The following is a 15,478-nucleotide window of genomic DNA, read 5'->3' as shown; positions in this document are numbered from 1 at the left end:
AGCATTTGTACTTTGCTGCATCATACCCCATATCGCCGCCATTCCCAACGCCAGAAGCACGACTGCAACAATTATCACGTTGCGCTTTTTCCAACCTCTTCGCATATTCTCACCACGATTCTTTCCACATCAAAAGCTCTCCCTCAAGCGATACCGCACAAAGCCGTCAAATGTGCTTGTGCGGGGTTGCCTCTGCGATACAAAAAGACGGAGCCGTTCCGAAAAGCCCCGTCCTCTGTGGATACACTGCATTTGCGAAGCGATCAGCCCTCGTTCTCTTGAAGCTCCTGGAAGAAGGTGAAGTAATCCTGACGCTTTTCGTTGGTGAAAGCGATCGCCGTCCGGGGATGCTGGTTCAGGTAGCCGGTCAGCAGGTACTGAATGTCATAGCCCCATACCACGCCGTCGTTTTTCAGCTTCTGCATCTCATCCTGTAAGAAGCGGAGCACCGGCTTGATGTCGTACTTGGGATTCTTCAGGAAGCCCAGCAGCAGTTCCATTGCGCAGTTGCCAGCGCCACGTCCCATGGATGCCATGGTCGCATCCAGATAGCTGACACCCATCATGGCGCACTCTGTGGTGTTGGCGAAAGCCAGCTGCTGGTTATTGTGGGCATGGATGCCGATCTGCTTGCCGTACTTCTCCGCAGCAGCCAGATAGCGTTCTGCCAGCTGGCGTATCTGAAGCGGATACAGCGAGCCGTAGCTGTCCACCAGATAGATGACCTCCACGCTGCTCTTGCCCAGCATCTCCAGCGCCTCGTTCAGCTCCGACTCCTGCGCCTTGGAAACTGCCATGATGTTCACCGTGGTGTGGTAGCCCTTCTTGGCACAGGTCTCGATCATCTCAATGGCTGCCGGAATGGTGTTGATGTAGGTGGCGATGCGCACCATGTCCAGAATGCTGTCCTTCTTGTCCGGCAGATCACGTGCCACGTTGGCACGTCCCACGTCTGCCATCACTGCCAGCTGCAAAGACGGGTCGAGAATGTCCCCCAGCACAGCACGAATGGCATCCTCATGACAGAACTTCCACTTGCCGAACTTGGACTCGTCGAACAGCTCCGGATCTGCCAGATAGCCGATCTCCATGACATCGACACCGGCACGGACGTTGGTCAGATACAGCTTCCGCACAAAGTCATCGGTAAATGCAAAGTTATTGACCAGACCGCCGTCACGAATGGTGGCATCCAGCACTTTTATATCAGGACGATAGGAGATCATCGTCCCCTTGATTGCTTCGCTCATATGGATTTCCTCACTTTCTGTTTTCCCGCACGAATGCGATACATTTTCATTATACCAAATTTTTTCGAATTTGGCAAGCGCTTTTTGCGCAGTTTTGATAACATCCAAGGGGTTCCGGACGGCTGTTTCCTTTCGCCGCGCATTTCCCGTTCCCCGAAAAATACACGAAAATCATACAAACTGCCTCTTTACAAGGTCATCAAAACATGGTATACTTAAAATAATATACTTTTCAGGAGGTATTGTATGTTTTTTTCTGAGGATGACGTTTTAGAATTCATTGAGGAAAACGATGTCAAGTTCATTCGTCTGACATTTTGTGATACGTTCGGCAACATGAAAAATATTGCAATCATGCCCCGGGAGCTGCACCGTGCCATTGTGGACGGCATTCCCTTCAACGCCACAGATCTGCTGGAATCTTCCCACCAGAATCTTCTGTTGAAGCCGGATATCTCCACGCTCTCCGTCCTGCCGTGGCGGCCGCAGTCCGGCAGAGTGGTTCGGTTTTTCTGCACCCTGTACCGCATGGACGGCACCCCCTACGAGGGCGACCTGCGCCGCAATCTGCGGGAGACCATGAAGTCCATTCAGGAGCACGGCTACCAGTGCGAGATGGGCACACGCTGCGAATTCTACCTGTTCGAAACCGACATGCAGGGCAAGCCTACCCGCACCCCCTGCGATCAGGGCGGTTATCTGGACGTGGCACCGCTGGACAAGTGCGAGAACACCCGCCGGGAGATCTGCCTCTCGCTGGACGAGATGGGACTGAACCCCACCACATCCTGCCACAAGCACGGCCCCGGACAGAACGAGATCGACTTTGCATGCAGCAACGCCCTCACCGCTGCCGACAACATGGTGCACTATAAGACCGTCGTCAAGACCATTGCCTCCCAGAACGGCTTCTACGCCTCTTTCATGCCCAAGCCCTTCCCCGATTGCAGCGGAAGCGCTCTGAAGATCACCATCAGCGTCAAGAAGGACGATGCCAGCATCTTCGGCACCAGCCATAAGAGCATGCTGCCGGAGGGCCGTGCGTTCATCGCCGGCATTCTCAATCGGGTGCGGGAGTTCACCATGTTTTCCAACCCCACCATCAACTCCTACGAGCGCTTTGGACTGCGGGCTGCCCCCAGCCACATCAACTGGTCCGAGGAGAACCGCATTCCCCTGATTCAGCTGCTGTATGCGCCGGGACGTGACGGCTCCATCGAGTTTCGCTCTGCCGACCCCTACTGCAACCCCTATATCACGTTCCAGATGCTGCTCAGCGCCGGCATGGCGGGCATCCGGAACAACGAGGAGCTGAGCGACACCATGAACGCCGCCAACGCCTCCTCCGCATTCCCCACGCTGCCCCGCTCTCTGGAGGAGTCCATCCGTCTGGCGCAGAACAGCAGCTTTGTCCACGCAGTTCTGCCGGAAACACTGATTCAGGATTACGCCGCTGCCATGGAACAGCAGGTTACTGCATACCATGCGGCGCAGGATTCTCAGGCGTTCTGCTTCGACCGCTATTTCTGATCGCACGTTTCACTGTGAAAATCGACTTTAATCTTTCAAAAACAGGAGGGATGCAACGGTGTGCGCAGAACGTACTCTGATCGTTTCCGGTTCTGAAAAAGGACTGGATGGCATGACCAGCTTTCTCAAAAACTGCGGATATCCATCCGTTGTCACAATCTCCAGCGGAAGCGAAGCACGGCGGATGATCCACCACGACAGCTATGGTCTGATCATCATCAACACACCGCTCAAGGATGAAACAGGGTATCAGCTGTCGCTCAAGCTCAGCGAGGACACCTGTGCAGCGGTCATTCTCATCTGCAAGGCGGACATCGCCGACGAAATGACCAACCGCACCATTGATTACGGGGTCTGTGTTGTGCCGAAGCCCCTGAACAAGGTGGTCTTTCTTCAGGCCATCCGCACCGGCACAGCATTTCATCACCGCATGCTGGCGCTGCATCAGGAAAACGCCAAGCTGCGAACCAAGCTGGAGGAACTGCGCTATGTTTCCCGTGCCAAATGTCTGCTCATTGTCAAACAGCAGATGACCGAGGAAACGGCGCATCGCTACATTGAAAAAAACGCCATGGACACCAGACGCACCCGAAAGGATGTCGCCATGGAGATCATTGCAAAATACGAATACTAAGAGCCTGTTTCGCATCTTTTTCCGCACGTCTTTTCGGCAGATTTCGCCGCTGGCTGCGTCAAAAACCCTTGCCATACGACAGTATGCCTGCGGATTTTTTCCTTGTCACCGACAAAATCATGCGCAAAAATCCGCACAGAAAAAGATACGGAACAAGCTCTAAGAACACAAAAACCTCTGCGCCCGATTTGGGTACAGAGGTTTTTTCGACTTACGTCTGTTTTGTGTTTGTCAATGTCAGACGACAAGTGCTGCAAGAGTGCCGTGCATTCGCACTCTTGTTACTTGTCGTCATTGACGTTCATGCAGGGACAAGTATATATTATATATACACTGTTGTCCCTGCGTCATCCGGTTTTTCCGAACTTACTTGGTGCCGAAAATCCGGTCGCCGGCATCGCCCAGACCCGGAACGATGTAGCCCTTTTCGTTCAGGCTCTCGTCTACGCCGCCGCAGTAGATGTCCACATCCGGATGTGCTGCCAGCAGAGCGTCCCGTCCCTCCGGACAAGCCAGAATGCACAGGAACTTAATGCTCTTGACACCCATCTCTTTCAGATCCTTGATGGCTGCGATGGCAGAAGTGCCGGTTGCCAGCATGGCATCCACCACGATGACCTCACGCTCTGCGATATCATCAGGCATCTTGGAATAGTACTTCACGGCATCGTGGGTGCCCGGCTCGCAGAAAATGCCGATATGACCGATCTTTGCCGCCGGAATCAGCGAAGTTACGCCGTCGATCAGTCCCAGACCTGCACGCAGAATCGGCACAAATGCCAGCTTTCTGCCGGAGATCACCTTAGTCTTTGCGATGCCCTGATGGGTTTCGATGGTGACTTCCTTCAGCGGAAGATCACGGGTTGCCTCATAGCAAATCAACATTGCTGTTTCCGAGGTCAGTTCCCGAAATTCCTTTACGCCCGTCAGCTTATCCCGCATCAGGGAAATCTTATGCTGTACCAGCGGATGATCCACTACATGAATTCCTGCCATAATTTTTTCCTCCTATTTTACCACTCTTGCTCCAGTTTCTGAATCATATCCACACGTGCTGCATGGCGGCCGCCCTCAAAAGGCGTATCCAGGAAAATCTCCACCAGTTCCAGTGCCAGACCGCTACCCAGCGTTCTGGCACCCATGCACATCACATTGGCATCATTGTGCAAACGGGTGTACTTGGTGGAAAATGCATCTGCACAGAGTGCAGCACGCACGCCGCGAATCTTGTTGGCTGCGATGGACATTCCAATTCCTGTGCCGCAAATCAGAATTCCCATGTCCTCCGGATGGGAGGCAACCGCAGTTCCAACCGCCTTGGCAATTACCGGATAGTCCGCCCGTTCGCCGTTGCAGCCGCAATCCTCTACTTCCAGACCGCGTTCCCGCAGCAGGGCGACGACTTCCTGTTTCCGGTCAAAGCCGGCATGGTCACATCCAATCCAAATTTTCATGTTTTCTGGCTCCTTTGTTTTCACGCCTGCGATGCGCAGACGCACTTATTCTATTGCAATCCGTTTTGCAGCGGATATTTTTTATTATAACACATTTTTCTGACAATTGCAAGGCGATTTTTGTGAGAGCTCGTGTTCATAGGCGTCTATCTACGTCTTTTCGGCAAATTTTGTTGCATACTGCGTTAAAAATTCTTGCCATACGAAAGCATGCCTGCAAATTTTTGCCTTGTCTGCAAAAAAATTTGCTCGAAAATCCGCATATATTTCCTATGAACACAAGCTCTGAAAAAGCACAGGCTTCAGTGTGCCTTTCGCTCCTGCAAGTCCTTTTCCGCCTTTACCTGCTGCAAATAGCTGGGCAAAAGCTGCTCCGGCGGAATCCACGCACCCCTGGCAGCAGCAGCCAGACAGATTCCGACACCGTTCTGCAGCTGCTGCACCGGCAGGACACGGGGCTGCTCCAGCAGGTTTCCCACGCTTTCTGCGCCGTCGCCCACCAGCAGCACCGGTTCGCCCAGCGCATTCAGCTGCTGCGCCAGTTCCTGCTGCTCCAGAATCCCGTCCGCCTGTTCACAGGTGACGGCAGCGCCGCTGCTGCGGTAGATACCAGCATAGACCAGGGTCTGGCGTGCCGTCATCACGGGGCAGATCAGCCCCATGTGCGCCATGCCCTGCCATGCCAGACCCTCCAGCGTGGAGATACCGGCACAGGGAACCCCCAGCGCAAATGCCATTGCCTTTGCCGCAGCCACGCCGATGCGCAGACCGGTATATGAGCCGGGACCGACTGCCACGGCAAAGCCCTCCACCTGCTGCCACGTCATTTCCAGATCCGACAGGATGCGTTCCGCCAGCGGCAGGATCACCTGCGAATGGGTGCGGCGGGTGTAGAGCGTCTGCTGCGCCTTGATGCAGTGCTGTTCAGTGTCGTACAGGGCGGCAGCTGCCACCTTGCCGGAGGTGTCAATTCCCAAGATCTGCAAAGCGCTCATCTCCTTCTATTGTGATCTTCCGCTGTTCCTCTGCGGTGCGCTGAATGGTGATGCGGATGCAGTCCGCCGGCAGTTCCGACCGGATGTTTTCCGACCACTCAATGGCGAACACGCCCTCGTCCAGCGGATAGTCATAGAACCCCGTGGACTCCAGATCCATTGCCCCCTCGATGCGGTACATGTCAAAATGGTAGAGGGACAGTCCGCCGCCGTGGTACTCCTGCACAATGGCGAATGTGGGAGAGGACACCACATCGGGCAGCCCCATGCCTTTCGCCAGCCCCCGGGTAAAGGTGGTCTTTCCGGCGCCCAGTCCGCCGAAATAGGCGATGACATCGCCGGCATGAAGCCGTGCGCCGATCTGTTCCGCAAGCGCCATCGTCTCCTCAGCGGAATTGGTGGTCACTGTAATTTTTTCCACGTCCGTGCCATCTCCTTAGAACAGACCCGTGATATTGCCCTCGTTGTCGCAGTCGATCTTCAGGGCAGACGGTGCCTTCGGCAGTCCCGGCATGGTCATGATGTTGCCGGTGAGCACAACGATAAAGCCTGCACCGTTGGAGAGGGTCACGTCACGAACGGTCACGGTGAAGTGCTCCGGCTTGCCCAGCTTGGCGGGATCGTCGGACAGGGAGTACTGGGTCTTTGCCATGCAAACCGGCAGGTTGGACGCACCCAGCGCCTCGATCTGTGCCAGCGCTTTCTTTGCCGGTGCAGTGAATGTCACGCCGTCGGCACGGTAGATCTCTTTCGCCAGGATCTCCACCTTTTCCGGAACGCTCAGCTCAGTGTCGTACAGCACGCGGAAGTTGGAGGGCTTGGTTTCGATGGTCTTGCAAACCTTTTCCGCCAGGTCCATGCCGCCCTCGCCGCCCTTGGCGAATACCTCTGCCATGGACACCTCTGCACCCAGCTCCTCGCAGAAGCTCCGGATAAAGTTCAGCTCTGCGTCGGTGTCGGTGTGGAAGCGGTTGATTGCAACAACTACCGGCACGCCGTACTTCTTCATATTCTCGATGTGCACCTGCAGGTTGACGATTCCTTTTTTCAGGGCATCCAGATTCTCGGCGGTCAGCTCGGTCTTGGGCACACCGCCGTTGTACTTCAGGGCACGCACCGTTGCCACCAGAACCACGCAGTCCGGCTTCAGACCGCCGTACCGGCACTTGATGTCAAAGAACTTCTCTGCCCCCAGATCGGAGCCGAAGCCAGCCTCAGTCACGCAGAAATCGCCCAGCTTCAGCGCCAGCTTGGTGGCACGCAGGGAGTTGCAGCCGTGGGCAATGTTAGCGAACGGGCCGCCGTGGATGAGCGCCGGTGTGTGTTCCAGTGTCTGCACCAAATTCGGCTTCAGCGCATCCTTCAGCAGTGCGGTCATTGCGCCGTTTGCGCCCAGATCCCTGGCATAAACCGGATTGCCGTCCAGATCGTATGCCACCAGAATCTTGCCCAGACGTTCTTTCAGGTCTGCCAGATCAGAAGCCAGACAGAGAATTGCCATCACTTCGGATGCCACCGTGATCTGGAAGCTGTCGCTCCGGGGAATGCCGTCTATCTTACCGCCAAGACCAATGACGATATTCCGGAGGGCACGGTCGTTCATGTCCAGCACACGCTTGATCATGACACGGCGCTGGTCGATGCGCAGCACGTTGCCCTGCTGCATGTGGTTGTCCAGCATTGCGCAGAGCAGATTGTTGGCGGAGGTGATGGCGTGCATATCGCCGGTGAAGTGCAGGTTGATGTCCTCCATGGGAACGACCTGTGCATAGCCGCCGCCGGCTGCACCGCCCTTGATGCCAAAGACCGGCCCCAGAGACGGTTCCCGCAGCGCCAGAACGGACTTCCTGCCAATGCGGCGGAGTGCATCCGCCAGACCGACGCTGATGGTCGTCTTTCCCTCGCCGGCAGGGGTGGGGTTGATGGCAGTCACCAGAACCAGCTTGCCGTCCGGCTTGTCCGCCAGCTTCTGGAACAGGGATTCCGAGAGCTTTGCCTTATAGTGGCCGTAACACTCGATGTCCTCGTCTGCAATGGCGAGTGATGCGGCAACCTCGCCGATGGGGTTCATTTTAGTCTGCTGTGCGATTTCGATATCCGATAACATAAATACGCTCCTTTTCTCGATTTTCTTCCGAAAAACATACTTTTATTATAGCATTTTTCCAAGCGCAATGCAAGAAACTTTTCACTTTTCGGCTGATTCGCTGAATTTCAACATGTTTTGCCTGCCACATTTTGCACTCTGCCATTTCTCCCGATTTTTCCATTGGAATTCTCTGCGAAAATTGCAGTTTTCCCTTGACACGGCTCGAATCTTCGGGTATAATAGAAACGGTAGCATTTTGCGATCCGTATGTCAGGAACAGCGGGACTGCCGAAAGACGGCACGCTGATAAATTTTCCTGAGAACCTGTTCCGTATTTTTCGGAAAAAATACCGAACAGGCGTTTATATACCTTATCAAGAGCGGCGGAGGAACAGGTCCTGTGAAGCCCGACAACCGGCTGATTGCAAGCGTCAGCAGCGGTGCCAAATCCTGCGGTATATCCGAAAGATGAGGGTCTTGTACAACACACAAAGGTACCCTTGCGGTACCTTTTTTTGTTTGTCCCCAAAGGTTAGAAAGGAACAAAACTATGGCAAGAAATCTTTTCACTTCCGAGTCTGTCACAGAAGGTCATCCCGACAAAATCTGCGACCAGATCTCCGACGCTGTGCTGGATGCGATTCTGGCACAGGATGCACAGGCACGTGTTGCCTGCGAAACCATCACAGCAACCGGCATGGTGCTGTGCATGGGCGAAATCACCACCACCGCAAAGGTGGACATCCCCCAGATCGCCCGTGACGTTGTGGTAGACATCGGCTACGACCGTGCAAAGTACGGCTTCGACGGCTACACCTGTTCTGTCCTGACGGCGCTGAACAAGCAGTCCCCCGACATTGCAATGGGTGTCAACGATGCCTGGGAGAGCCGTGAAAGCGAGTCCCACGAAACCGGCGCCGGCGACCAGGGCATGATGTTCGGCTATGCCTGCGACGAAACGCCGGAGCTGATGCCGCTGCCCATCTCTCTGGCGCACAAGCTGGCAATGAAGCTGACAGAGATGCGCAAGAACAAGACCCTGACCTACCTCCGTCCGGACGGCAAGGCACAGGTGACCGTGGAATACGAGGACGACAAGCCCCTGCGCATTGACACCGTTGTGGTTTCCACCCAGCACGCACCGGATGTTTCCACCGAGGTCATCCGCAAGGACATCATGAACTACGTCATCAACACCGTTCTGCCCAAGGAACTGCTGGACGAGAACACCAAGTACTTCATCAACCCCACCGGCCGTTTCGTTGTGGGCGGTCCGCAGGGCGACAGCGGTCTGACCGGCAGAAAGATCATCGTAGACACCTACGGCGGTATGGCTCGCCACGGCGGCGGCGCATTCAGCGGTAAGGACCCGACGAAGGTAGACCGTTCCGCCGCATACGCTGCACGGTACATCGCCAAGAACATCGTGGCTGCCGGTCTGGCAAAGCGCTGCGAAGTGCAGCTCGCCTATGCCATCGGCGTTGCCAATCCGGTTTCCGTTCGGGTAGACACCTTCGGCACCAGCAAGGTTTCGGAACACGTTCTGGAGGAGGTCATTCCGGAGATCTTCCGTCTGACCCCTGCCGGCATCATCGAGATGCTGGATCTGCGCAAGCCGCAGTACCGTCAGCTGGCTGCCTACGGCCACATGGGACGGGAAGAGCTGGGCGTTGCGTGGGAGCGCCGTGACAAGGTAGAGGCACTCCAGAAGGCAGTTGCCGGCAAGTAACCCATCCCTGATCTTTTCGTAAAAGAAGCGCATCTTCGGCGTAGTTCCGAGGATGCGATTTTTGCGTCAGCGGCGAAGCAGTTCCTGAATTTCTTCCACCTGCTGCTGCATGGCCTCCACGGCGGTTTCCGGCTGGAACGTGGTGGCGTAGTCGTAAATCGCCACGCCGTGCACCTGCGCCATGGAGAGAATCAGTTCCACCTGCCGTGCAGGGATATCGCTGTGCTCCAGCCACTCCTGACTGCCGCTTCCTGCCCAGGTGTCCTCCCGTCCCATCTTGTGCGTTCCGATGCCCACGACGAGGGACACCGCCGGACAGGTGACCGTTTCCGCCCACATGGCTGTCGTCTCGGCAAACGGCGCAACTTCGTTCTCAAAGCCGAAATACACCTGCGGAATCAGCACATCGCAATAGCCCGCCTCCGCCGCCCAGCGCCGCACATCGGAGAACTGGCTCTCATAGTTGCCGTGCATGGTTCCCTGCGGACTGATGCTCACTTGCAGCGCCGGATTCACAGACTTCACCGTCTGGTAAATCTGCTGCACCATGGCGTTGGTCTGTGCCAGCCGAAACTGCGTCAGATCCGACTCCCCGCTCGCCCCAAATGCTGCCGCATCGAACGCTGCATCGGCGGTCGGATAGAAATAGTCGTCCAGGTGAATCCCATCCACGGGATACTGCGCCACGATTTCCCGCACGCCGTCCGCAATCAGCCGGCGCACCTCCGGATACGCCGGATTCAGCCACCAGAGCACACCGGATTTTACCAGATATGTCCCCCGCTTTTCCGTGTCCTCATACCACTGTTTCACCGGAAACTGCGTGCCCATCTGCTGCATACCCTCGTCGGTTTGTCCGCGCATGGGGTTGATCCACGCATGCGCGGACAGCCCCAGTTCATGCGCCTCCTCCAGCATGATCTCCAGCGGGTCGAAGTCCAGCGTTTCTCCGGCATACTCCCCCACGGGAAAGAGCGCCGAGGCATAATAGGCATCCCAGTAAGCCCGCACATGAAGATAGACCGTATTGATGCCCATGTCCGCTGCCTGCTGAAAGCGCCGGCGCATCTCCGCACGAAACGATTCCGCATCCTTGCCCTGCAGGGTTTCCGCATAGTCCATCACCGGAAACCACATGGCATAGGTCGGATCGTACTGCACACAGGCGGTTTCCTCCGCCGGCGACGCAGTGGTGGTAGTGAGGTGCAGCTGTTCCAGACTCTGCACCCGATCTGCCAAATTGTCGCAGAACTGTGCATTTTCCGGCACAGCACGTCCCGTGTGAAACGTGCATCCGCACAGCAGCAGCACCGCTGCAAAGATTCCAGCATAACCCGTCCGCATTGCTCCGCCTCCTTTTTCCATTATCTTATGCGGATGACAGCGGACTTATTCCAAAAACAAAGGACACCGCACCCCCATTCGGGAGCGCAGTGCCCTTTTCAAAACGAACCGAAGCTCTAAATCAGCCCGTTTTCATGTTGTACAAAAGTTGTACGAATCGCTTCGCCTTACTCCGGCAGAGCGTCGATCAGGTGTACCAGGAACTTCAGCAGGCTCATGCTGTCGTCAGCAGTGATACCAACGCCTCTGTTGCAGTCTGCATTCAGAGTAGCCTGTTCGTTCAGCTGAACTGCACCTGCAACTGCCTTGTTCAGCAGAACTGCGTCAGACAGATCAACATCGCCATCCAGATTTACGTCGCCCAGCAGAACGCCAGCCGGTGTGCTGAATACGGTTGTTGTGGTAGTTGCACCCTCAGAAGTGGTTGCAGTTGTCTTGTTGCTGTTGCTGGTAGTAGTGCTATCGCTGTCAGAAGCAGTGGTAGCAGCAGTTGTGGTAGTAGTTGCGTTTTCGTCAGTTGTGGTAGTAGTAGTCGGCTTTGTGCCATCACGCTGAATGTTCGGAGCTTCGTCCTCGATGAAGGATACAACCCAGCACAGAGGAGAGTTCCAGTTGATGGTACACTCGTTTACGGACCATGCCTCTACGTTATCCAGGTAGCACTTCATCGGAGCCAGAGAACCGATCTTGTAGCCCATACCCTGAACCATCGGGTCTTCCATGTTGGAGTTCGGACCGCCGGACAGAACGCCTGCCGGTGCATACGGGAAGTCGCTGCTATTCAGCTGACCAGACCACCATCTGTGGTGCGGATACTGTGTGGAGTGTTCGCCATAACCGGTTACATAAGACTGCTCCAGCGGGTTGCGGCCCATCAGGTAGTCAAATGCGGAGGTTACACCGTCGATGTACTTCACATCGCCAGTTGCATCGTAAGCCAGAGCCAGAGCCATTGCGTTGTTGATTACCATGGAGTTGGAACCCCATTCGTAACCATCCTCAAGCTCCAGACCAACCAGGTTGCCTGTGCCGCTTGCGCTGTCGTACTTCCAAACTTCGGTGTCATAGTTGTGGCCTACATACGGGATGTCATATGCAGACTTGGACTGGATATCCAGATAGTAGTCACCAGCTCTGATGATGCTTTCCTTCATCTTGTCAACTTCGTCCTGAGTCAGCAGACCCTTCTTCAGCATGTCAGCCGAATTCTCATACATAGAGATGGTACCTACGCTGTTCAGAGTACCCCAAGTGAACAGAGAGCATGTGTTGTTGTTTTCGCCGCCGGCCAGAACACTGGAAACCTCGAAAGCCTTACCGTTGTCCTTGCCGTATACGTTCTGACCGTTGCCATACTGGCTCAGTACATCATAGTAAGCCTTATCGCCAGTAGTGATGTACAGTTCGCAAGCTGCCCAGTAGAACTCGTCGCTGACGTTGTCGTCACCGTACGGGCCACCGCCCTTGTTTGCCAGTACCATCGGCGCATACAGACCAGTGTCTGTGAAGCCGGTGAACGGTGCGTACTGATCCTGTGCTGCCTTAAATGCCTTGACTGCTGCGTCCTTCAGAGTCTTTGCATAAGCAGAATCAGAATCTTCGAACAGACGAGCGCCCTGTGCGCATGCTGCTGCGAAGTTCAGAGTTGCTGCATAAGTAGCCGGCTTTACGATACGCTTCGGCTGTCCCTCCTGAGACGGAGCAACTGCCAGACCGGTCCACTTGTAGTCGTGCATCTTGTGGTATACCATACCATCCTCACGCTGCATCTTCAGGAAGAAGTCCAGCTCAACCTTGCACTCGTCGAGGATGTCCGGTGTGTTGTTATTGGTTTCCGGAATAACAACAGTACCGGTGCCGTCTGCCCACTTGTCAGCCTTGCCGACAGCCACAGAACGCTCATACATATTCATGAGAGTCCACAGAGAGATACCGCCGTTTACGATGTACTTACCGTAGTCGCCGGCATCGTACCAGCCGCCGGTTACATCAATGCTCTTGCCGTAGCTCGGCTCTTCGGTGTAGATGTAAACCCACTCGTCTGCAACCTCAGCCTTATCCGGGTTGTGGCCAGCCTTACGAGCCAGAGTTGCGGAGCTGCCGTCAACAACCTGATTGGAAGTGATGTACTCAGCCTTGGTATCTATACCAGAACGGTTCTGGTAGAAGTAGTTGATTGCGTTGGTCAGCATGCTTGCGGAAGATCCGTCGCCGGACAGCAGGCTGCTGCTGATATCGAACGGAATGGAGGTCTTGCCAGCAACTTCCAGAGTGTAGCCCTTGCCCTCTGTGGTGAAGTCGGTGAAGTCGATCACCTGGTTGTAGTTCCAGCCGCCGTTATCGTAGATAACCTTGCCATCAGTTGTGCCGGTGTAAACAACGTTGCCGCCAGAATCCTTGATGGAGTAGTCATACTGCTTGGTGTCGCTCTCGCTGTCCAGGATCAGAGTAGCCTTCTTGGCAGCGTTCGGATAGTAACCAACCTGGTTTACTTCAACGCCGGTGATCTCATAATCCGGAGTGGTAACATAGTCGGTCTTGTCGTCGGTCATATCAACCAGTGCCAGGTTGTCGAACCGAACGATTGTGCCAGCCGGGAAGCACTCTTGCTGAGTGTAACGGCCAGTACCGCCCATGTGGAATGTCCACTCACCGGTACCATCTGCGCCGTCGGTCTGATCTACAACGAATTCATAAGCATAAGTAGACCACTGGTTTGCCGGAATGGTAACGCCCTTCCAAGCGTCCCAGCCCTGACCGTAGTCAACTCTCTCGCCGGTCTTGCTAGCGCTCTTCAGCTTGCTAACCAGATCGTCCGTGCTGATGCCTTCCTCATAGGTCATGCTCAGCTTTTCGCCGTTGCCGTGCCACATTTCCTTGTCATCGTTGGTCATGTCGCCCAGCTTTGCATACATATGACCGGAGTTGGTCGGGTTTACACTATAAGTTACACGATAAGTGTGACCCCTCTCGATGGTCAGATTTCTATGACGGAACTGGCAGTCCCAACGGTCCTCACCGCCGTAACCAGTACCGCCCCGCCGTAACCAGTACCGCCGGGAGTTTTGATCAGGATCGCATAAATGCCATCTGTGATGTCGAACTTCATTTCACCAGTTGCGTTTTCGCAAATGTGCCACGGCAAGCCCTTGCCGTTTTCGAAAGTACCTTCTCCAAGCTCATTGCCAGCAGAGGCAGTCAGTGCGATTGCGCCCAGACCGGTCGCAGTCGCAGAGGTTGCCATAACAGCAGCCGAGAGCACGGAGATGACCTTCTTGCCGAGAGTTTTCTTCAGCATAAGTATCCTCCTTGAAAATTGAAAAAAGTTTTTGTGATGGACATGGGTACGCATGTCCAAATACAACGATTCTTTCCCGCCGGCGAACCGGACGTGTTATGCGGTTGATAAGATATGCAAAATAGCGCAATAATCCCCTTACAAGCGCATAATTTTCTCGTTTTAAATATTATAGCATATGCGATTTTTGTTGTAAAGAGATTTTTCAAAATTCAGTAGAATTTACCGAACAGTTCCATTAGAATTTGGGCACTTTGACGAAAATTCAGCTTTTCTCCATGGAAATTCAAAAAGGGTGCAGAAGTCCTCAGACCTCCGCACTCTTTTTATCGGAAAATATTGCGCATCTTACTGCACGTTTTTAGTCGGTCGGCAGGTTATTTACCAGACGAACCAGGAACTTCAGCAGCGCCATGGAATCGTTTGCGCTCAGACCAATGTCAGTGCAAACGTTTGCATTCGATTTCTGCTGGTCGCTCAGCGAAACAGAGCCAGCGATTGCCTTGTTCAGCAGAACAGCATCTGTCAGGTCGATTGCGCCGTCCAGATTTACGTCGCCGTACAGGGTAGCTTCCGGCCAGTTCGGCTGTGTGCCAGTGGTCTTGGTAGTCGTGGTAGTTGCCTTGGTGGTAGAAGCGGTAGTTCTTCTTGTGGTAGTTGCCTTGGTAGTTGTCTTGGTAGTAGAAGCAGTGGTAACGGAGCTGCTGTTACCGGTGTAAACCTTGATGGAGTCAATGGTGAACTGTGTGCAGTCGATCCACCAAATGCCGAACTTCAGCTGACCGTCATAGTCCACCTGAATGATGGAGGAGGTTGCTGCGTCTACGTCCCATGTGATGGTACCGCTCTTGCTGTTGATGGTCTGAGTCATGTCATCGCTCTGTGTCCAGTAGCCCGGTGCCACGCTGGTGGAGGAGCCGAATGCGCCCTGCCACTTGCCGATCTCGCCGGACTTTGCGGTGATGTTGATCTCAACCTTGGAAATCTTGTCGCCGGACTTCACGCCCAGATCTTTCCAAGCCCAGCCGATCATACGATCAGTAGACGGCAGCTTGTCATAGTCTACAGACTGGTTGATATTCTTCTCGTATACGCCGCTGTTACCGGAAGCGGTAGAAGCAGTGGTAGTCTTGGTGGTTGCCTGTGTTGTTCTTG

General features: G+C 54.7%; 13 protein-coding genes and 1 riboswitch. Of the genes, 3 read left to right on the top strand and 10 right to left on the bottom strand.

Annotated elements, in window-relative coordinates:
* Positions 1-263: 263 nt before the first annotated feature.
* A complete protein-coding gene (locus QZL66_RS05560; RefSeq protein ID WP_022410745.1) occupies positions 264-1,250 on the bottom strand; it encodes an aldolase catalytic domain-containing protein in 987 nt (328 codons plus the stop codon).
* A gap of 246 nt (positions 1,251-1,496) precedes the next feature.
* Here QZL66_RS05560 and QZL66_RS05555 point away from each other — a divergent pair, with 246 nt between their 5' ends.
* Both QZL66_RS05555 and QZL66_RS05550 read left to right on the top strand, forming a co-directional pair.
* A complete protein-coding gene (locus QZL66_RS05555; RefSeq protein ID WP_022410744.1) occupies positions 1,497-2,780 on the top strand; it encodes a glutamine synthetase family protein in 1,284 nt (427 codons plus the stop codon).
* Between the two features lie 58 nt (positions 2,781-2,838).
* Positions 2,839-3,414, top strand: coding sequence for an ANTAR domain-containing response regulator (locus tag QZL66_RS05550; RefSeq protein WP_022410743.1), 576 nt, complete (start codon positions 2,839-2,841; stop codon positions 3,412-3,414).
* 366 nt (positions 3,415-3,780) lie between these two features.
* Here QZL66_RS05550 and upp read toward each other — a convergent pair whose 3' ends face one another.
* The 5 genes from upp to QZL66_RS05525 form a co-directional block, all read right to left on the bottom strand.
* Positions 3,781-4,410, bottom strand: coding sequence for a uracil phosphoribosyltransferase (gene upp, locus QZL66_RS05545; RefSeq protein ID WP_022410742.1), 630 nt, complete (start codon positions 4,408-4,410; stop codon positions 3,781-3,783).
* 17 nt (positions 4,411-4,427) lie between these two features.
* Positions 4,428-4,868, bottom strand: coding sequence for a ribose 5-phosphate isomerase B (gene rpiB, locus QZL66_RS05540; RefSeq protein ID WP_022410741.1), 441 nt, complete (start codon positions 4,866-4,868; stop codon positions 4,428-4,430).
* A gap of 302 nt (positions 4,869-5,170) precedes the next feature.
* Positions 5,171-5,854, bottom strand: coding sequence for a tRNA (adenosine(37)-N6)-threonylcarbamoyltransferase complex dimerization subunit type 1 TsaB (tsaB, locus tag QZL66_RS05535; RefSeq protein WP_022410740.1), 684 nt, complete (start codon positions 5,852-5,854; stop codon positions 5,171-5,173).
* Entirely contained in the window at positions 5,835-6,284 is a 450-nt protein-coding gene (gene tsaE / locus QZL66_RS05530; protein WP_022410739.1) for a tRNA (adenosine(37)-N6)-threonylcarbamoyltransferase complex ATPase subunit type 1 TsaE, read from the bottom strand. Before tsaE ends, tsaB begins: the two co-directional genes overlap by 20 nt.
* A gap of 15 nt (positions 6,285-6,299) precedes the next feature.
* The gene (locus tag QZL66_RS05525; protein ID WP_022410738.1) at positions 6,300-7,970 is read right to left on the bottom strand and encodes a formate--tetrahydrofolate ligase; all 1,671 of its coding nucleotides are present in this window, start codon (positions 7,968-7,970) and stop codon (positions 6,300-6,302) included.
* 350 nt (positions 7,971-8,320) lie between these two features.
* A riboswitch (SAM riboswitch) is annotated at positions 8,321-8,427 on the top strand.
* A 75-nt stretch (positions 8,428-8,502) separates the two neighbouring features.
* Here QZL66_RS05525 and metK point away from each other — a divergent pair.
* Positions 8,503-9,681, top strand: a complete 1,179-nt coding sequence (gene metK / locus QZL66_RS05520) for a methionine adenosyltransferase (RefSeq protein ID WP_022410737.1) — start codon at positions 8,503-8,505, stop codon at positions 9,679-9,681.
* 66 nt (positions 9,682-9,747) lie between these two features.
* On the opposite strand, the gene QZL66_RS05515 is transcribed toward metK, so the two are convergent.
* From QZL66_RS05515 to QZL66_RS05500, 4 genes are all read right to left on the bottom strand, one after another.
* Positions 9,748-11,025, bottom strand: coding sequence for a glycoside hydrolase family 10 protein (locus QZL66_RS05515; protein WP_022410736.1), 1,278 nt, complete (start codon positions 11,023-11,025; stop codon positions 9,748-9,750).
* A 167-nt stretch (positions 11,026-11,192) separates the two neighbouring features.
* Positions 11,193-13,940: a glycoside hydrolase family 9 protein gene (locus QZL66_RS05510; RefSeq protein WP_022410735.1), complete on the bottom strand. Its 2,748-nt coding sequence runs from the start codon at positions 13,938-13,940 to the stop codon at positions 11,193-11,195.
* A 62-nt stretch (positions 13,941-14,002) separates the two neighbouring features.
* Positions 14,003-14,323 (bottom strand): hypothetical protein, encoded by a 321-nt coding sequence (locus tag QZL66_RS05505; protein ID WP_022410734.1) that lies wholly within the window; start codon positions 14,321-14,323, stop codon positions 14,003-14,005.
* 361 nt (positions 14,324-14,684) lie between these two features.
* On the bottom strand, positions 14,685-15,478 hold a 794-nt coding region (locus QZL66_RS05500; RefSeq protein WP_293601882.1), incomplete at its 5' end, for a DUF5620 domain-containing protein.

The organism is Ruminococcus sp. CAG:330 (genome assembly GCF_000437175.1).
Classification (GTDB): domain Bacteria; phylum Bacillota; class Clostridia; order Oscillospirales; family Ruminococcaceae; genus Ruminococcus_C.
The sequence above is the reverse complement of the archived record's forward strand: the minus strand, read 5'-3'. Positions and strand labels throughout refer to the sequence as shown.